The sequence below is a fragment of the Allobosea sp. RCC_152_1 genome, from assembly GCF_041360765.1.
Classification (GTDB): domain Bacteria; phylum Pseudomonadota; class Alphaproteobacteria; order Rhizobiales; family Beijerinckiaceae; genus Allobosea; species Allobosea spartocytisi.
In genome coordinates, this window is the sequence record NZ_JBFUPU010000003.1 from 312543 (window position 1) to 331486 (window position 18944).

Consider the following 18944-nt stretch of genomic DNA (forward strand, 5'->3'; position numbering starts at 1 on the left):
CCGCCGGGGATGACCCCCGGCATTTCCCGGGCCGTCCAAACAGCTGGATCGCGCCGGTTTCAGCGACCGGATGGCGGGCAGGCGCAGAATCTCGCGAAAGCGGATCGCCCGAAGACGGGCATCCTCGCCCGCAGGCCGTGCAACTCCGTATACACATTGACGGCCCTTGAAGCGGCGGCTTTCGCCTGAGCAATAGGGACATCCACACATCGTCTCAATGGGAGTGCCCGCATGGCCAAGGAATTCACCGGCAAGCGCGTGATCGTGATGGGTGGCAGCCGTGGCATCGGGCGCTCCATCGCGCTGGGCTTTGCAGCAGGCGGCGCGTCCGTTTCGATCTGCGCCCGGGGCGCGGGGCCGCTGGAAGCGACGCGCCGGGAGATCGAGGCGCTCGGAGTCACAGCTCACGCCGCCTGTGTCGACCTCGCCGACGCGGAGGCGATCGCGACCTATGTGCCGGAGGCAGTGAAGGCTCTCGGCGGTCTCGACATCCTGGTCAACAACGCATCGGGCTTCGGCCATTCGGATGACGACGAGGGTTGGGCCGCGTCCTTCAACATCGACATGATGGCGGTCGTCCGCGGGAGCCATGCAGCCATCCCGCACATGAAACCGGGTTCGTCGATCGTCAATATTTCGTCGATCTCGGCTCTGCGAGCCTCGTCGCGCTCGGCACCTTACGGCGCGATCAAGGCGGCGGTCATGCATTACACCGCCAGCCAAGCGAAGATGCTGTCGCGGAAAGGCATTCGGGTCAATTGCGTCGCGCCGGGCTCGATCGAATTCCCAGGCGGCTCTTGGGAAGATCGAAAGACATCGAATCCCGAGCTCTATCAGGCGACGCTGGCCAACATCCCCTTCGGCCGCATGGGAAAGCCCGAGGAGGTCGCCGCGGTCGCGCTCTTCCTTGCCTCCGACAAGGCCAGCTGGGTCACGGCCCAGACCGTTGTTGTCGATGGGGGGCAGCTCGTAGGCCCCTGATCGCGAATCGGCGACGAGCCGCCACAACGCGTTATTCTCCTTTCGTTCTCCTGAGCTACCCCCTATCTTCGGCCGGCATGGCCGCGCCCTCCCCGCTCCCTCCCGCCTTCGAGGCCTGGTTCGCCAGCCGCGGCTGGAGCGTGCGGCCGCATCAGCTCGCCTTGCTGGAAGAGGCACGCGCCGGGCGCTCGACGCTGCTGGTGGCGCCGACCGGCGCCGGCAAGACGCTCGCCGGCTTCCTGCCTTCGCTGGTCGAGCTCGCAGAGCGCGGCGGCCGGCATGACGGGTTGCACACGCTCTACATCTCGCCGCTGAAGGCGCTCGCCGTCGATATCGCCCGCAATCTTGAAGCGCCCGTGCGCGAGATGGGATTGCCGATCACAATCGAGACGCGCACCGGCGACACCTCCGCCGCCAAGCGCACACGCCAGATCCAGCGCCCACCCGATATCCTGCTGACGACGCCGGAGCAGCTCGCGCTGCTCGTCTCCCACCGCGACGCCGCGCCGTTCTTCTCATCCTTGCGCCGCATCGTGCTCGACGAGTTGCACGCGCTCGTCACCTCCAAGCGCGGCGACCTGCTTTCGCTCGATCTCGCGCGGCTGAAGGCGCTGGCGCCGCAGGTCTCGGCCGTCGGCCTCTCGGCGACGGTGCGCGAGCCCGCCGATCTCCAACGCTATCTCGGCGGCAGCGAGACGCCGGCCGGGCTGGTCACGGTCGCGGGCGGGGCGAAGCCGCGCATCGGCATCCTCGATACGCAGCGGCGCCTGCCGATCGCCGGCCATACGACCCTGCACGCGATGGCCGAGGTCTACGAGGCGATCCGCACGCACAAGCTGACGCTGGTCTTCGTCAACACGCGCATGCAGGCGGAATTCGCCTTCCAGGCCTTGTGGAACCTGAACGACGACAACCTGCCGATCGCGCTGCATCACGGCTCGCTCGACGCCCAGCAGCGCCGCAAGGTCGAGGCCGCGATGGCGGATGGGCGGCTCAAGGCCGTGGTCTGCACCGCGACGCTCGATCTCGGCATCGACTGGGGCGATGTCGACCTCGTCGTCAATCTCGGCGCACCGAAGGGGGCGAGCCGCCTGATCCAGCGCATCGGCCGCTCCAACCATCGCATGGACGAGCCCTCCGAGGCGCTGCTGGTGCCCTCCAACCGTTTCGAGCTGCTGGAGTGCCGCGCCGCGCTGGAGGCCGTCCACGAGGCCGCGCAGGACACCCCGCCGCCGCGCATTGGCGCGCTCGACGTGCTCGCCCAGCATGTGCTCGGCGTCGCCTGCTCGGACGGCTTCCAGGCGGATGCGCTCTATGAGGAAGTCCTCACGGCATCCCCTTACGCCGGGCTTGCCCGCGCGGATTTCGACGCGGTCGTCAATTTCGTCGCGACCGGCGGCTATGCGCTGAAGAGCTATGAGCGTTTCGCCAAGCTCCGGCAGGACAAGGCCGGTCTGTGGCGCGCCAGCAATGCCCGCGTCATCCAGCAATACCGGATGAATGTCGGCACCATCGTCGAGGCGACGATGCTGAAGGTCAGGCTCGGCCGGGCGCGCGCCGGCAGGCCTGGACAGCCCGGCATGATCACGCGCGGCGGCCGCGTGCTCGGCGAGATCGAGGAGTATTTCGCCGAGACCATGGTGCCGGGCGACACCTTCGTCTTCGCCGGCGAAGTCCTGCGCTTCGAGGGCATCGTCGAGAACGAGGCGGTCTGCTCGCGCGCCACCGCCGGCACCGATCCGAAAATCCCCTCCTATGACGGCGGCAAGTTTCCGCTCTCGACCTTCCTGGCCGAACGCGTGCGCGCCATGCTCGCCTCACCGAACCTCTGGCATACGCTGCCGGAGGAGGTTTCCGCCTGGCTGCATGCGCAGAAGCTGAAATCACGGCTGCCCAAGCCCGGCGAATTGCTGGTCGAGACCTTCCCGCGCGGCGGCCGCTTCTATCTCGTCGCCTATCCGTTCGAGGGCCGCCTCGCGCACCAGACGCTCGGCATGCTGCTGACGCGCCGTTTGGAGCGCGCCCGGATGCGCCCGCTCGGCTTCGTCTGCAACGATTACGGCATGGCCTGCTGGACGCTCGGCGACATGACGGCGGCGATCGCGCGCGGCGCGCTCGATCTCGACGACTTGTTCGCGCAGGACATGCTCGGCGACGATCTCGAGGAGTGGATGGCGGAATCGGCCCTGATGAAGCGCACCTTCCGCTCCTGCGCCATCATCGGCGGCCTGATCGAGCGGCGCTATCCCGGCCAGGAGAAGAGCGGCCGGCAGGTGACGATCTCGACCGATCTCGTCTACGACGTGCTGCGCCGGCACGAGCCCGACCATATCCTGCTCAAGGCCGCGCGAGCCGATGCGGCGACGGGCCTGCTCGACATTCGCCGGCTTGGTGAGATGCTGACACGGATCAGCGGCCGAATCGTGCATCAGCCGCTCGATCATGTTTCGCCGCTCGGCGTCTCGGTGATGCTCGAGATCGGGCGCGAGGCGGTCTTCGGCGAGGCGGCCGACGAGATCCTGGCGGAGGCAGAGGCGATGCTGACGGAAGAGGCGATGGCGTGACGGTTGCAGCCGCAGCGCTGGCGACAACGGACAAGGCCTTCATGCTGGGCCGGCTCGCGCTCGTGCCGGACATTTCGGGCGCGCTCTGGCTGCCGGAGGAGCGCACGCTCGTCGTCGCGGACCTGCATCTGGAAAAAGGCTCGGCCTATGCGGCGCGCGGCGTGATGCTGCCGCCCTATGATTCGAGCGCGACACTGGCCGCACTTGGCCACGCGATCCTGCGCCATCAGCCGGCGCGCGTGATCGCGCTCGGTGACTCCTTCCACGACCGGCAGGCCGAGGAGCGGCTCGCACCGCAGACGCTCGCTGCGCTGCACCTGCTGCAGCAAGGCCGCGACTGGCTCTGGATCACCGGCAACCACGACCCGTCGATCAGCCACCGCGTCGGCGGCGAAAGCGCGGCAGAGATCAGCCTCGCCGGCGTGACGCTGCGCCACGAGCCCGATCCGGCCGAGAACGGCTACGAGATCGCCGGGCATCTGCACCCTGCCGCCAAGGTCAGGATGCGCGGGCGGGCGGTCCGGCGGCGCTGCTTCGCGCTGTCGACGCGCCGCTGCGTGATGCCGGCGATGGGCGCCTATGCCGGCGGGCTCAACCTGCGGGACGCCGCTTTCCGGCCGTTGTTCGGCGGGCGGCTCAGCGCGCATCTCATCGGCGACGGCCGTCTTTTCCGAATTGATCCACGGTTATTGCTGCCGGATTGAGAGAGCGGGTTGCGTCCGCCCCGCGCTTATGGCATCAGGGCGCCGCTTCGCAACGATGCCGCGCCGCAGCCGCCCTCCGGGACGACCCAGCGCGACTTGGCTGACGATCCTGCTGCCGTAGCTCAGTGGTAGAGCACTCCCTTGGTAAGGGAGAGGTCGAGAGTTCAATCCTCTCTGGCAGCACCAGCCGGCTCTCGAAGAGCAAAACACCTCACATGACGTCGGCCGGCGAGCATGCGGGCTCAATGCGCGATCGACTGGCATAAGCCCGGCCGGCTCCGGACATCATCGCCGATGCTGCGGTCAAGCCCGAGCATCGGCGGCGGAGGCTGTCGAAGCACAGCAGGCTTCGACTCAGACCAATTCCGAGACGAGCTTGGACACCAGGCTGTTCGATAGAATGACCGGCAGCCCCGCCGCCGCGGCCGCCCGCCGATGGCTTTCGACGAAACCCATGCAATCCATCAGCAAGATTTCGGCGCCCCGGTCGCGGAGGTCCCGAGCGGCGGCGGCGACGGCGTCGAGATCGCCTCGATAGGGCGAGGCGGCCGCGTAGAGCGGCGCTGGATCGAGACCGGCCCATTTGCCGGCCTCGCTGTCGATCTGCTCGACGAGCGGCACGATGATGCCGAGCCGCGCGCCGCGCACCAGCGCCGCCACCGTCGGCGGCAGGATGCGGTCGGGCTCGATGAAGCGGGCCTTTCGGGTCGAAAGCTTCTCGAAATGCCCGGTGCACAACATCAGGATGGTGGTGCAGCCCGCGGCTTCCAGAGCGTCGAGCTTGTGCTGGGCGGCAGCTTCCGTGCGGGCGCGATCGATCACGACCGAGGAGCCGTCCAGCAGGCGGGTGATCAGCGGGGCCTTGCCGGGAAGCGGGGTGAAATCCCGCGCGATCTCATCGCGGCCGAGGCCATCGAGCACGCCGGCATGGATGCGCGGAAGACCGGCGTCCAGCACCGCATCGAGAATCGGGGTGATGTCGGCGCGCGGCGCCTGCCCGATGGTGAGCGTTCCAAGCTTGCCCATGGCGATGATCCTCTTCCGGACGCGAAAGGCCCCGGGATGCTGGTCCCGGGGCCTGTTTTGGTCAGGGCTTGGTGACGTTCTTGATGACCGAATCGAAGAACGAGAAGATCGCGTCGCCGGCGATGATGCCGGCGGCAAAGACCTCCATGTCGCCCTCGCCGCTGTCGCCGCGCAGCTTCTCCCAGATCAGCCGGCAGACGATGCCCGCCAGCACCGCCCAGCCCGCCATCGGAAAGCTGATCAGCAGGCCGGTGGCGAAGAGCACGCCGATCTGCCGCTTCGGCCCGCCGATGAACTGCAGGATCGCGCCGGGGATGGCCCAGAGGAACAACTGCCAGGCGACGCCCGGCGCCACACCGGCCTTGATCGTCGCGGCATAGACCTTGTCGACGGGCGCCACGAGGTTCCGGTCGAAATAGGACTGGTAGGAGAACAGCACCACGATGCCGGCGATGACGAAGGCGAACATCGCGGCGAAGAGCTGCTGGCGGCGGCCTTCGCGCTCGAAGGCCGGATCGACGCCGTGGCCGCGCAGGATGTAGCCGGCCTTGAGGTCGTAGCCCATATCGGCGAAAGCCGGGCCGGTCGCCGCCGAGAAGCCGACCAGCAGCGCCAGCGCCGGCATCGGGAAGCCGATGAGCATGCCGATGATCAGCGTGATCAGCGCCACCGCGAAGGCCGGGAACCAGCCGGAATGCATCGCGGCGAGGCCGACGATCAATTCATGCACATAGGCCGCGAAGGCGGCGTAGAGCACGAACAGGATCAGCATGCCGATCGACATGTCGCTGATCAGCCCGCCGACCAGCGCGATGAAGACCGCGATGACGAGATAGCCGATGGTGCCGAGGCCGAGCGCGCGGCGGACTTCGGTGTCGGTGACGCCCTCTTTGGCAGCCCCGGATGTCTCGCCACGCTTGAAGAGCAGCATTCCGACCTGGATCAGGGCGACGAGGCCGGCGCCGATCATGAAGCCGTGCGGAATATAGGCGGCCATCAGATCCCCCTTGGGGATGATGGTCTCGAAGAGCGGGCCGCCGAAGAGCTGGCCGGAATAGCCGCGCAGCAGCAGGCCGATGCCGAACATCGTCAGCGCCCAGACATTGCCGATGAAGGCGACGCCGAAGGCCGACATCGGAATGCCGCTCACCGCCGTCGAGCCGGCGAAGCCGATCCAGGCCAGCGGCACCTTGACGAAGGAGACGACCACGCCGGTGAGGAAGCCGACGCCCATCAGCGCCGCCTTCCGCCCGCCCTCGTCGCCGGCCTTGATCGCCTCGGCGGCGGCGACGCCCGGCGGCCAGGCGCCCTGGGCCGGGAAGACGCGGGAATCGAACATCCGGTAAAGCAGATAGCCGTCGAGCAGCATGGCGAAGAAGGCGCCGGCCAGCATCGGCAGCACCAGATCCGGCCGATTGAGCAGCCAGGGAATGCCGACCGGCAGGAGCAGGCTGTTCGCAGCGCCGAAGGTGGCCGAGGAGATCGCGCTCTGAGCCAGGTTCTGCACATGGATCGAGCGGTAGCGGGCGAACATGGCAAGCGGCACCCGCGCCAGCGCCATCGCCGCCAGCGCACCGATCAGCGAGGTGTTCGCGGTGATGCCGAGCGACACCAGAAGCTGCATGCCGATGATCGAGCCGAAGACGCAGAGAATGGCGATCAACGCCAGTGTCGCCGGCTCGAACAGACTCGGGTGCCGCTGAGGCACTCCGTTGTTTTGGTGTGTCATGCCTCAGTCCCCTCATTGCCCCTGTCGGGCTGTTGTCAATCTCGATGTCTGCCGTCAGGCAACAAGGATGCCGGCCTTGGCCTCGCCCACATCCTGCGTGGCATGCGCTCCCTGCACGCCGTAATCGCGCTTGGCCGCATCCGGAGAGACCAGCCCCAGCGCGATGTCGCGGGCGATCGCCTCCCGCGAGCGCTCGGAGGCCGGGCCGTAGCCGGCGCCACCAGCGAGCACGAGCTCGACGATCTCCTGCGGCTGGCGGACCTGGACGAGCTCGCCGGTGCCGACGTCCTTCAGGACATGGCCCTGCTCGTCGATCACCCGGCCGGAAGCCCCGCCACCGGCCTTGCCGCCGAACAGGCCGGGAATCGGGTTGTTGACACCCTCCGGATAGAGCGAGACCAGCGTCGGCAGCCCGTCATCCGAAAGCTTGCGCAAACGCACGCGCTGGCCGAGGCCGCCGCGATGCTGACCGGCGCCGCCGGAATCGGTGAGATAGGCCTTCTCGACCACCAGCACCGGAACCCGCGATTCGAAGGTCTCGATCGAGGTGTTCGCAGCGGAGGTCGGGTAGAGCAGGCCCGACTTGCCGTCGCCCTGGGCCGAACCGCCCTGGCCGCCGCCGCAGAAGAGCATGTCGGAATAGGTGTCGCCGGCCGAGTCCCGGCCATAGACACTCGCCGCCACCGGCAGGCCGGTGAAGGCCTGGACCTGCTTCGGCGCCGCTTCCGACAAGGCGCGGAAGATGTTCGGCGCCAGATACCAGCCGGTGCGGGTGCGCAGGTTGACCGCCAGCGGCTTGTCGCAGTTCAGGATCGAGCCCTTCGGGGCCTCGACCGTGAAGGCGCGGTAGCAGCCGGCATTGCCGCGGACATTCGGCGTCAGCATGCATTTCAGCGGATAGGTCGCATGCGCCATCGTGTAGTTGAGCGTGCAGTTGAGGCCGCCCTGCGGCAGCTGCGGCGGGGCGCCGGCGAAGTCGAGATGGATCGTGTCGTCCTTCACCGTCAGCGCCAGCGGATAATGCATCGGCGTGCCCAGCGGGTTGTTCGAGGCGGTGCCGTGATAGATGCCGTCCGGAATGGAGCGGATGGCGTCGCGCATCGCCTTCTCGGAACGGCTCTGCACGACATGGGCGAGCGCGCGTAGATCCTGCATGCCGTAATCGGTGAGGAAGGACTGCAGGCGCTCGGCGCCGATGGCGTTGGCCGCGACGAAGGAGTGCAGGTCGCCGAGCACCTGCTCGGAATTGCGCACGTTCTCGGCCAGCAGGCGCACCAGCGTCTCGTTGATCCGGCCGGCCTCGTAGAGCTTCATCGGCGGAATCTGGAAGCCCTCCTCGTAGATCTCGCGGGCCCGGAGCGAATCCTTGGTGCCGCCGATATCCGAGACATGGCCGACCGTGCCCATCAGGCCGACGACGCGGTTGCCGAGGAAGACCGGCGTCACCACCGCGATGTCGAAGAGATGGCCGGCGCAGAGCCAGGGATCGTTGGTGATGAGGACGTCGCCGGGCTTCAGCGTCTCGGCCGGATAGCGCTCCAGGAGCGCCTTGACCGCGCGCGGCAGCGTCAGGTTGAACACCGGCATGGCGCGGGGCGAATGCGCCAGCGTCTCGCCTTCGGGGTCGAGCAGTTCGCAGGCGAAATCCTGCGCTTCCGAGATCACCAGCGAGAAGGCGGTGCGGCAGACCGTCAGCCACATCTCCTCGACGACGTTGATCATGCGGCTCCACATGATCTCGAGCGAGATCGGATCGGCCTCGATCCGGCGCGCGGCCTCGACCAGCGGCATATCGGCGGTGATCGTCGTCTCGGCCGCATTCGGCTGGGCGACATGGACGATGAGGTTCAGGACATCGTCGATGGCGACGCTGTCGCCGGGCGGCACGATCGTGGTCGCCTCGCGCTCCTCGATGATTGCCGGCCCCGTGACGGTGTCGCCGGAGCGGAGCGCATAGCGGTCATAGACGGTCGCCTCGCTCCAGCCGCCTTCAAACCAGGCCTTGCGGGTGCCCTTGATCTTGTTCTTGGCATCGCCGCCACCGGCCGCGCCCGAGAGCGAGAGCGTCGGCACCGGGCCGGCGCAGCGGACGCGGAAGTTGATCGCCTCCAGCCGGGCGCCTTCGTAGACCGAGGTGTAGCGGGCGGAATAAGCCTTGCTGAACGCCGCGCGGATGGCCTCCAGGCTCGACGCATCGATGGTGCCGCCCGGCAGCGGCACGGAGATGTCGTGCATCTGGCCGACGAGGCGCATATCGGCCGTGCGCTCGACCGTGACGTCGCCGGACTTCACGCCGGCCTCGGTCAGGTGCTTGCGGCCTTCGACTTCGAGATCGCGGAGAACGGCATTGACGGCGGCCGCATCGAAGCCTTCCGAGAACTCGACCGGCAACGAGCGCACCATGTCGAAGGAGAGCGGCGCGGCGAGGAAGCCGAGCGCGGAGGCCGCACCCGAAGCCGGCGGGATGATGACCTGCTTGACGCCGAGAACGCGGGCGACGTCGACGGCATGGGCCGGACCGGCACCGCCGAAACCGACCATGGCGTAATGGCGGGGATCCTTGCCCTTCTCGACGAGATGGACGCGGGCGGCAGCGCCCATGCTCTCGACCACGACCTTGTGGATGCCCCAGGCGGCTTCCTCGATCGAGAGGCCGAGCGGCGCAGCGACGGTCGAGACGGCCTTGCGCGCCGCCTCAAGGTCGAGCGCCATGCGTCCGCCCAGGAAGAAGCCGGGATCGTAATAGCCGAGCACGAGATTGGCGTCGGTCACGGTCGGCTTGGTGCCGCCCATGCCGTAGCAGGCCGGGCCGGGGTCGGAGCCGGCCGAATGCGGACCGACCTTGAGCAGGCCGACCTCGTCGATCGCGGCGATCGAGCCACCGCCGGCGCCGATCTCGATCATGTCGATGACGGGCGCCTTGATCGGCAGGCCGGAGCCCTTGGCAAAGCGGTTGACGCGGCCGGCTTCCAGCATCGGCGCGATCTCGGCGCGGCCGTCCTCGATCATGCAGGCCTTGGCGGTGGTGCCGCCCATGTCGAAGGAGATCACGTCCTTATGGCCGGCGAGCTCGCCGAACAGGGCCGTGGCGAGGCCGCCGCCAGCCGGGCCGCTTTCGAGCAGGCGAATCGGGAAGGTGCGCGCCGTCTCGGGCGAGACGAGGCCGCCGGCCGAATGCATCAGGCGGAGCGCACCGGTGAAGGCGCGGGCCGCGAGCTCGCGCTCCAGCCGCTGCAGGTAGCGGCGCATCAGCGGCTGGACATAGGCATTGGCCGCCGTGGTGACGAAGCGCTGGTACTCCCAGATCTCGGCGACGACCTCGCTCGATAGCGAAACGGTCAGCTCCGGACAGGTTTCGCGGACGATCCGGCCGGCTTCCTGCTCGTGAGCGGGGTTGCGGTAGCTGTTGAGGAAGCAGACCGCGATCGCCTCGCAGCCGGCGGCTTCGAGCTCGCGGGCGGCCTTGCGCACGGCGTCCGCGTCGAGCGCGGTGACGACCTGGCCGTCGCGATCCATGCGCTCGGCCACTTCGAGGCGATGTTCGCGCGAGACCAGCGGATCGGGGAAGGTCAGGAACAGATCGTAAATGTCGTAGCGCTGCTCCGTCCCCATCTCGAGGATGTCGCGGAACCCCTTGGTGGTGATCAGGCCGAGCTTCGAGCCCTTGCGCTCGATCACGGCATTGGTGACCAGCGTCGTGCCGTGGACGATGTCGCCGACATCGGCGAGCGTGATTCCGGCCATCTCGACGAGTTCACCGAGACCGATCAGCGCCGCTTCGGAGGGGTCATGCGGCGTGGTCAGGCGCTTGTGCAGGCGGACGGAGCGCTCCTGCGAATCGTAGAGGATGAAATCGGTGAAGGTGCCGCCGATGTCGAAGCCGATACGCCAACGATTGCTCATGGAGCGGTCTCCGCGATGGAAAGGTTCAAGGGATAGAAGCGCTTGTCCTGGGTCAGGGCCGCGATCTCGGCGGCCCCCTCTCCCAGCGATCGGATGATGGCGAGGCGCTCGGCCGGCTCGACGATGGCGGCCGGAAAGGAAATGCAGAGCGCGACCTCGTCGCCCGTCTCGGGATCCCCGACGGCGACCGAGACGGCATGCACCCCGCGCACCGCCTCGTCGTCGGATTCGGCATAGCCCTCGCGGCGGGTCAGCGCGAGGCGGGCGAGCAGGTCGTCGATATCCTGCGGGGCGGTGACCGAGGGCGGGACGAGCCCATTCGGATAGAGCGCCCGGACCTCGTCGTCGCTCAGCCGGGCCAGCAGGGCGCGCCCGGTGCTGGAGGCGAAGGCGGGCAAGCCATCGCCGATCGTCGTGACGACCCTGAGCGCATGTCGGCCGGAATGGGCGGTCACGCCCATCACCTCGGCGCCGCGACGCACGCTGATATAGCCGGTATGGCCAACCGCGTCGGAGATGCGGCGGACAACCGCATCGCTACGGTCAACCAACGATGCGGCGAAACGATAGAACTGGCCAACCCGGCAGAGCAGCACGGCCGGACGGTAGCGCTTGCTGTCGCCGACCGTTTCCAGGAGCCCCTCGTCCCGCATCGCCCTGAGCAGGCGCGAGGCGTTGCTCTTCGGCATGCCCAGCAGCGTGACGAGATCCGTGACGGTGACATCGTGCCGCGTGCTGGAAAAGCAACGAAGCACATCCGCAGCCGCCGACAAGATCGACATTCGCACGCCTCAGAAAATGTTCCAAAAAATGGAACTTAAGTTCCATTAATAGAAACATGGCACCGAACGGGCGCAGCGTCAATCGGACGCGGCGGCTCGGATCGCTGAAAGATGGGGCGACCGCCGGGTTGGGCATCGCGGCCTCGGGCACCCGGCAAGTCGCGCACCGAAAACCCCGTCCAGGCCTCGCCTGCGGGGTTTTCGGGCTTCAACATCCGAGGGATGCGCGGAGCCTGGCGGCGTTCGCAGTCGACGGCTGCGTGCCGATGTCGATGATGTCGAACAGCGACGACCTCGCGCTGCCCGGCCCCGCGCACGGGTATCTGGGGGTCCGCCTCGCTTGATGACGCCCGACAAGGGCGGGGGCCTGCCTGTTCGGCCCGTGCGAAGTCGGCACCTCCGCGCCACCAAAGAGAGGATCACCGTGATCGCGTCCTGTCGGACGCGCGGCGATCCAGCGGACCCGCAACGGCCCGGGAGCGCGAAACCCGCAATCCCATCCGGCCGCACGATGCCTCGCGAAGCCCCTCGGTCGGCTGCGACGAGGCGAGAATAGGCATGGGGCGGAAGGGCGGGGATAAGTTTGCCTCTTCCCTTCTCCCCTTGCGGGAGAAGGTGGCAGCGCGAAGCGCTGACGGATGAGGGGGCTCTCAACCTTGATCGTCAGCGCCCGATACCATCGACCCTGCCGGGCCCCTTCTCCCGCAAGGGGAGAAGGGAGGGGCGCGTCCTATGTCCGCGTCATAACGAACACCGGCAGCACGCTCAGCGCGGCTCCTCGACATAGGTGGCGACGAAGCGGACGAGCTCGCTCTGGCGGGCAGTGCCGGTCTTGGCGAAGAGGCGCTGGAGATGGGTGCGGGCGGTGGTCGGGGCGATGCCCAGGCGCTTGGCCGCGACGATGGTGTCGAGCCCCTCGACGATCAATGCCAGCATGCGCTCCTCGGTCGGCGTCAGCCCACAGGCTTCCGCGACCTGATCGAGCTTGCGGCCCATGGCAACCTCGGGATCGTCGACCGAAAGGACGAAGAGGTCGATGCTTTCGAGATGAACGGCGTCGATCGCGACCTGCCGGCCGCAGCGGAGCGCCAGCGGCAGCCGCGTCTCTCCGGCCATGCTGCCGGTGCGGCAGCGCTTCAGCCAGGAATGGAGCCGCGCCATGAATTCCTTGTCGGCGGCGGTGAAGCGGTCGGGGGCGCCGAGCCCCTCGCCTGACAGGGCCCGGGCGCCGCGGTTGCTGAACTGGATGTTCAGATTGGCATCGATGACGAAAACGGGTTTCGAGGCATGGCAGGCGGGTTCAGGCATGGTCTCGCGGCGCGCCGAAAGGGGCGGGTAATTCGCGTGGCTGGAAACCGAGAAGTGGAGCGACATCGAAACATCCATCCCTGTTGTCTCGGATCGTCGCGACGCCCCCGCAGCGGCCGGTTCATCCAGCCGGGGCGGGCAGAGCGCGCGTCCGCATTCCTTCGTCGCGCCGGAATGCGAGCAGGTTCAAAGCGGATGCTGTTTTTTGGACTGGTATTGGACTGATTAAAATGCGAGCGACCTGCCGCCGCCGTCAAATATGGAGCGAGAGCCGGTAAGTGTAGCTGTCGCCGCGGAACAGGCCCTCGACATATTCCAGCATCTCGCCATCGGCGCCATAGCTGCGGCGCTTGATCAGCAGGCACGGAACCGGCCTCTCGAAGCCGAAGATCGCGCATTCTTCCGGCGTCGGCGCAGCCGCCTCGATCGTCTGGTCGCAGCGGATGAGAGGCGCTCCGAGATCGGCCAGCATCGCATAGACCGAGCCGCTGAGATCGGCCTGCGCCAGCCCGGGAGCCCGCTCGAGATTGTACCAGGCGATCTCGCGCGACATCGGCATCCCGTCGCCCGAGCGGACGCGCACGAGCTTGAGGAGATCGATATGCGAGGAGTGGCCGAAGATCGAAGCGATGGAGCGGTCGTTCACGATCTCCCGTTCGAGAATGCGCGACGACGGAACGCGCCCCAGCTCGCGCATCTCCTCGGTGAAGCCCTTCAGCCGGTCCATGCCGGGGTGCAGACGCGGCCCCGGCCCCTGCACGATGGAGCCCAGGCGCCCCTGCGCGCTGAGCAGCTTCCTTTCCCGCAAGGCGTTGTACGAGCGCTGCACGGTGGTGCGGCTGATCTTCAGCCGCTCGGCCAATTGCCGTTCGGCCGGCAGCGTCGTGCCAGGCGGCAAGGTGCCGTCGCCGATCAGCCGCGTCAGCTGGTCTTCCAACTGCTGATAAAGCGGTTTGGCCGTGTCGTCGCGTAGGTCCAGCAGGTCCTGGAACACCGGCTTGGGCGTAGGCAATTCAAGCTCTGTCGATGGTTGCATGAGTGTGGCACAACCCGGGTAGCAGCAGTCGAGCGGGGAAATCAAACGCCATGACCGACCGGCCTGTCTTCGTGCTCGGAAGCTTCGTGGTTGCCTGCACGGCAACAGTGCCGCGCGTGCCGCGCCCCGGCGAGGCGCTCGCTGCCGAAATCGTAACGATCGAACCCGGCGGCAAGGGCCTCAATCTCGCGATCATGGCCCGACGGCTCGGCATGACGGTCGATGGGCTCCTCGCCATCGGCGACGATCTGGCCGCGGCCTTCGCCGCTCCGGCGCTGCAACGCGCCGATCTGCCGCAGGCCATGCTCGTCGAGATCGCCGGGCCGACCGGCAGTGGCGTCGGCTTCATCGACCCCCGCGGCGAGACCAGCGTGGCGATCGCCAGCGGCGTCAATTTCGCGATCACCCGCGCGCATATCCGCGAACGCGCCGGCGCCATCGCCGGCGCGGCTCTCGCATTGGCACAATTCGAGACCTCCGACGAGGCGGTTGCCGAAACCTTCGACATCGCCCGGCGGGCCGGCGTCCCGACATTGCTCAACCCCTCGCCGTTCCGGCCGGTCACTCCTGAAATCCTGCAGCGGACCAGCATCCTCATCGTCAACGAAACCGAAGCCGGAGACCTTGCCGCCGCCATCGGCCACGACCCGGCCATCACGGTCGATCCCGCCCACTTCGCGGGCACGCTGGCGCCGGCCATCATGGCGCTGGGGCCCGACCTCGTCGTCATGACGCGGGGCGCTGCCGGTGCCGTCGCCGCCCCCCGCGACGGAGCGGCGCTCTCGCAGGCCGGCATCGCCGTCGCCACCGTCGATGCGCTCGGCGCGGGGGATGCCTTCGCCGCGACGCTTGGCGTCAGCCTAGCCCGGAAACACGGCCTCGCCGAGGCTCTGCGGCTGGCTGCCGCGGCCGGGGCGCTGACGACAACACGCCATGGCGTGTTCGACGCCTTGCCGACAGGCGAGGCCATTCGGGCGCTGCTCGGCAAGAGCTGATCGAGCGATCGACAGCCTGCTAAATTTTTGGATTGCTTTTGGACTTCACGAAAGCGACGCGTCCTGCTAGCTTGACGTTGCTGCCGCCGGGCCCCGGCAGCTGTCGCGAGCGAGGTAGCGTCATGCCGGCACCGAATCTCGATACCGTCATGTCCGCCGTCGATCAGCTCCTGAGCGGAGCGATGGATGAAGAGCAGATGCCTGCCGCCGCCGAAACGCTGCGACAGCTCTTCAATGGCTCGAAAGCCTGTTTCGCCAGTGTCGGACCGAATCCCGAGGACTGGGTGGCCTATGCCACCAATGTCGACGAGGCGCTGCAGGCGCGGTGCTTCGGCGACCTCGCGCAGGATTTCGTCGAGATGGGTTTTGCCCTGCGCAACATCCCTCTCGGCCAAGTCTATCACGACCATGAGGTCTACGGCCGCGAAAGGCTGCACAGCAGCCGCATCTGGCAGGAATGGATGCAGCCACAGGACATGCATGGCGGCATGGCCTGCCGCCTCGCGGAGAACGGCGAGGCGTTCTGGTTTTTCGACGTGCAGCGCGGCCGCCACCAGGAGGGTTTCGACCGGGAGGACGTCGCCCTGCTCGGCAAGCTCTATCCGGTCCTGCGCCGGATCGCCGAGGTCCGGCGCCATCTCGGCCGGGTCGCGATCCAGCGGGACGAGGCGCGCGGCGCCCTCGACAGCCTCGCCATGGGCATCGTCATCGTCGATCAGGACCTGCGCATCATCTACGCGAATGAAGGCGCCGACGAGATTTTGGCCGAGCCCGACGGAGCGCTCTCGCTCCGGCAGGGGCGCGTCTTCGCCCGTCAGCCGAGCGACCACCGGCAGTTCAGGCAACTGGTCGAGGCCGCGGCGCATGGCGGCCGCGACCCGCTGGGCCAGCAGCGTAGCAGCCTGATTCTGCGGGGCGACGACCGCGCTCATTCGCTGTCTGCCTGCGTCATGCCTGCGGCCCTCTCGCTCGCGCCCGCTGGATCGCACAGCAAGGTCATGATCGCGCTCCGCCGGCTCGAGATGGCGACCGACATCGTCGCCTGCTCGCGCCAGCTCTTCGACCTGACCGAAACCGAAGCCAAATTCGCCTCCGCCCTGGCGAGCGGATTGTCACTGACGGAAGCGGCCACTGCTCAACGCGTCAGGATCTCGACCGCACGGACCCATCTGGCGCGGATTTTTCAGAAGACCGACACCCGCCAGCAAAGCCAGCTCGTCTCCCTGCTGCGCAGCGCGGACCTCCCCCTCCGCTCTCGTTGAGAACAGTTCGGCGAAGCGCTTTTGCTTCGCGGGCTGGCTCGTTCAGGAGCACAGGGCAAAATTAGTCAGCTTCAGCCTAAATCTTCATCATCCAAATGACGGAGAAGACAGGTTTTTAGACTGAGACGGCCGGCCGGTGCAGATGCCCGCCGGTCAGCGGCTGCGGCACGCCCGTGGTCGAAGGCAGGCTGAGGGGCAGGCCACGGACAGAGCGGATCGCGAAATAGGCGAAGATCTGCGCCTCCAGCGCATCGCCGTTCCAGCCGACGGTCTCGACCGGCTCGACCGGCACGCCCAGGCGCTGACCGAGCCTTTCCATGAAATGCCGGTTGAGCCGGCCGCCGCCGCCGACGAGCCAGCGCCGCGGCGCGACCGGGACATGGCGCAGCGCCGCGACAATGCTTTCCGTGGTGAAGGCGGCGAGCGTCGCGGCCCCGTCGGCGTCCGAGAGCGGCTCGACCACCTGAGCGCGACGATGAAAGTCGTTGCGGTCGAGCGATTTCGGCGCCGGCCTGTCGAAATAGGGATTGGCCATGAAGCCGGCGACGAGATCGTCATGGACCCGGCCGCTTGCGGCAAGCGCGCCGTCGGCATCGTAGGGGCGGCCGAGCCGGCGCAGCATGAAGTCGTCGAGGATCGCGCTGGCCGGCCCGGTGTCGAAGGCGATGACGGTGTCGCCGTCGACATAGGTGACATTGCCGACCCCGCCGAGGTTCAGCACCATCACCGGCTGCTCCAGCCCCTGCACCAGCGCGCGATGGTAGAGCGGCGCGAAGGGGGCGCCTTCGCCACCGGCCGCGACATCGGCATCGCGGAAACGGTCGACCGTGGGGATGCCGAGCGCATCGGCCACGGCCTGCCCGTCGATGAGCTGGCGGGTGAAGCGGCGCTCCGGGCGATGATAGATCGTCTGGCCGTGCAGCCCGACGAGATCGACGCTGCCGAGATCGAGCCCCTGCTCCTCGGCATAGCTGCGGATGGCGGCAAGATGATCGGCTGTGACCGCCGCCTCGAGCTCCGTCAGAGGTTCGGAGGAGGCGCGCTCGGCATCGGCGATGACAGCCTGCAGGGCGCGGCGCGTCTCGTCGCGGTAGGGATAGGAGGCGCCGGGACCGAAGGAGAGCCGGTCGCGCCCGTCGCTCGTCACCAGCGACACGTCGATGGCATCCATCGAGGTGCCGCTGATCACGCCGATGGCGGTCAGGATTGCGGACGGGTCAGAGAGACGATCCGCCACCTGCGGCTCCTTGCAGTGCTGCGATGACATCCCGGGCGACCGAAGAGAGACCCGGAATTCGGATTCAGCTCACTCGCCCGGCTGCGGGCCGTCATAGCCGCCGATGATGACGAGATCGGACTTGCCGGCGGCGCTGAGATGCTTCACCGCCTCCTGATATTCCGGCGAGGCGTAGCAGGCGCGGGCCGTCTCCTCGTCCTTGAACTCGATGACGACGTTGTGCTTGCGGCCCTCGCCGCGGGCGAGCTTGTACTCGCCGCCGCGAACGAGGAACTTCGCGCCGTATTTGGCGAAGGCGACGGCGTTCAACGAACGGTACTTGGCGTAAGCCTCATCATTCTCGACGTCGACGCGCGCGATCCAGTAACCCTTCGCCATGGCTCAGGCCCCCTCGACCGCGACGAGGTCGATCTCGCCCGCACCTTCACGCAGCTTGCGGGCCTCGGCATATTCCGGCGAGAAGAGATAGGCGCGCGCCGAGGCGAAATCGTTGAACTCGATGACGACATTGCGAGCGCGGCCCTCGCCTTCGCCCACCGTCATCTGGCCGCCGCGCACGATCGGCGTGCCGCCATAGATCTTCATCACCTCGGAGGACTTGGCGGCATAGGCCGCCCATTTGGTCGCATCCGTCACCTTGGCGCGGCCGATGACATATCCCTTGGGCATGGTGCAATCCGTTCGCTGAATCGGTTTCGGGCGGAGATTACGAAGCCGCGACGATCTCGTCCATGACCGCGCCCGCCGCCGCACGCGGGTCTGCCGCGCGGACGATGGGACGCCCGACAACGAGATGGTCGGCGCCGATGCGGATCGCCTCGGCCGGTGTCAGCGTGCGCTTCTGGTCGCCGGCAGCACTGCCGGACGGGCGGATGCCTGGCGTGACGATGAGCATATCCTTGCCGATCACGTCACGAACGATCTCGGTTTCGGCCGCCGAGCAGACGATGCCGTCGATGCCGGCGATGCGGGCCTGTTCAGCGCGCAGCCGCACGAGATCGCGCACCGCAAGCCCGTAGCCCGCATCGCGCAAATCGCCGTCGTCATAGGAGGTCAGCGCCGTGACCGCGAGGAGCTTCAGCGCCGCGTCGCCCCGGCCCTCGACCGCGCCGCGCATGGTCTGCGGATAGGCGTGGACGGTGAGGAAGGTGACGCCGAGCTTGGTCAGCGATTCCACGCCTTCGGTCACGGTGTTGCCGATGTCGTGCAGCTTGAGATCGAGGAAGACCTTCTTGCCCTCGGCGACGAGCTGGCGCGCGAGGTCGAGCCCGCCGGCGAAGGCGAGGCGATAACCGATCTTGTAGAAGGTCACGCCGTCGCCCAGCGTCGAGACGAGGCGGTAGGCGTCCCAGACTGTCGGCACGTCGAGGGCGACGATCAGGCGATCGCGGACATCGTTGATCTTCTGCATCTGGCG

At 67.7% G+C, this 18944-nt stretch carries 15 protein-coding genes and 1 tRNA gene; 6 read left to right on the forward strand and 10 right to left on the reverse strand.

Going from position 1 to position 18944, the window contains the following annotated elements; translation table 11 throughout:
* The first annotated feature begins 231 nt into the window (after positions 1 to 231).
* The 4 genes from AB6806_RS13305 to AB6806_RS13320 all read left to right on the forward strand — a co-directional run bounded on the left by AB6806_RS13305 (position 232) and on the right by AB6806_RS13320 (position 4435).
* Positions 232 to 981, forward strand: coding sequence for an SDR family NAD(P)-dependent oxidoreductase (locus tag AB6806_RS13305; RefSeq protein ID WP_112763060.1), 750 nt, complete (start codon positions 232 to 234; stop codon positions 979 to 981).
* Positions 982 to 1058: 77 nt separating this feature from the next.
* Complete coding sequence (locus AB6806_RS13310) at positions 1059 to 3545, forward strand: ligase-associated DNA damage response DEXH box helicase (protein ID WP_142019890.1); 2487 nt, start codon at positions 1059 to 1061, stop codon at positions 3543 to 3545.
* Positions 3542 to 4249: a ligase-associated DNA damage response endonuclease PdeM gene (gene pdeM / locus AB6806_RS13315; RefSeq protein ID WP_370954740.1), complete on the forward strand. Its 708-nt coding sequence runs from the start codon at positions 3542 to 3544 to the stop codon at positions 4247 to 4249. The genes AB6806_RS13310 and pdeM overlap by 4 nt, the downstream gene beginning before the upstream one ends.
* A 111-nt stretch (positions 4250 to 4360) precedes the next feature.
* Positions 4361 to 4435: transfer RNA gene (locus AB6806_RS13320), tRNA-Thr, on the forward strand.
* Positions 4436 to 4603: 168 nt separating this feature from the next.
* On the opposite strand, the gene AB6806_RS13325 is transcribed toward AB6806_RS13320, so the two are convergent.
* The 6 genes from AB6806_RS13325 to AB6806_RS13350 form a co-directional block, all read right to left on the reverse strand.
* Positions 4604 to 5275 carry an AroM family protein gene (locus AB6806_RS13325; RefSeq protein WP_370954741.1) on the reverse strand — a complete coding sequence of 224 codons (672 nt, stop codon included), beginning with the start codon at positions 5273 to 5275 and terminating at the stop codon, positions 4604 to 4606.
* Positions 5276 to 5336: 61 nt separating this feature from the next.
* A complete protein-coding gene (locus AB6806_RS13330; RefSeq protein WP_051987644.1) occupies positions 5337 to 7004 on the reverse strand; it encodes an OPT/YSL family transporter in 1668 nt (555 codons plus the stop codon).
* A 54-nt stretch (positions 7005 to 7058) separates the two neighbouring features.
* On the reverse strand, positions 7059 to 10907 hold the full coding sequence (locus tag AB6806_RS13335) for a hydantoinase B/oxoprolinase family protein (RefSeq protein WP_142019884.1): 3849 nt from the start codon (positions 10905 to 10907) through the stop codon (positions 7059 to 7061).
* A complete protein-coding gene (locus AB6806_RS13340) occupies positions 10904 to 11689 on the reverse strand; it encodes an IclR family transcriptional regulator (RefSeq protein ID WP_112763065.1) in 786 nt (261 codons plus the stop codon). Before AB6806_RS13340 ends, AB6806_RS13335 begins: the two co-directional genes overlap by 4 nt.
* Positions 11690 to 12454: 765 nt before the next feature.
* Positions 12455 to 13063, reverse strand: coding sequence for a helix-turn-helix transcriptional regulator (locus AB6806_RS13345; RefSeq protein WP_162720126.1), 609 nt, complete (start codon positions 13061 to 13063; stop codon positions 12455 to 12457).
* 187 nt (positions 13064 to 13250) lie between these two features.
* Positions 13251 to 14009: a GntR family transcriptional regulator gene (locus AB6806_RS13350; protein WP_248311121.1), complete on the reverse strand. Its 759-nt coding sequence runs from the start codon at positions 14007 to 14009 to the stop codon at positions 13251 to 13253.
* Positions 14010 to 14083: 74 nt separating this feature from the next.
* Here AB6806_RS13350 and AB6806_RS13355 point away from each other — a divergent pair, with 74 nt between their 5' ends.
* Positions 14084 to 15028 carry a PfkB family carbohydrate kinase gene (locus tag AB6806_RS13355; protein ID WP_370954742.1) on the forward strand — a complete coding sequence of 315 codons (945 nt, stop codon included), beginning with the start codon at positions 14084 to 14086 and terminating at the stop codon, positions 15026 to 15028.
* A 122-nt stretch (positions 15029 to 15150) separates the two neighbouring features.
* Positions 15151 to 16290 (forward strand): PAS domain-containing protein, encoded by a 1140-nt coding sequence (locus AB6806_RS13360; RefSeq protein ID WP_113254237.1) that lies wholly within the window; start codon positions 15151 to 15153, stop codon positions 16288 to 16290.
* A 115-nt stretch (positions 16291 to 16405) separates the two neighbouring features.
* Here the strand turns inward: AB6806_RS13360 and AB6806_RS13365 are convergent, their stop codons facing one another.
* The 4 genes from AB6806_RS13365 to pyrF form a co-directional block, all read right to left on the reverse strand.
* Complete coding sequence (locus AB6806_RS13365) at positions 16406 to 17527, reverse strand: anhydro-N-acetylmuramic acid kinase (protein WP_370954743.1); 1122 nt, start codon at positions 17525 to 17527, stop codon at positions 16406 to 16408.
* A gap of 69 nt (positions 17528 to 17596) precedes the next feature.
* Positions 17597 to 17905 (reverse strand): DUF1330 domain-containing protein, encoded by a 309-nt coding sequence (locus AB6806_RS13370; protein ID WP_113254238.1) that lies wholly within the window; start codon positions 17903 to 17905, stop codon positions 17597 to 17599.
* Positions 17906 to 17908: 3 nt separating this feature from the next.
* Positions 17909 to 18196 carry a DUF1330 domain-containing protein gene (locus AB6806_RS13375; RefSeq protein ID WP_038360503.1) on the reverse strand — a complete coding sequence of 96 codons (288 nt, stop codon included), beginning with the start codon at positions 18194 to 18196 and terminating at the stop codon, positions 17909 to 17911.
* A 37-nt stretch (positions 18197 to 18233) separates the two neighbouring features.
* Positions 18234 to 18938 (reverse strand): orotidine-5'-phosphate decarboxylase, encoded by a 705-nt coding sequence (pyrF, locus tag AB6806_RS13380; RefSeq protein WP_038360500.1) that lies wholly within the window; start codon positions 18936 to 18938, stop codon positions 18234 to 18236.
* Positions 18939 to 18944: the final 6 nt, after the last annotated feature.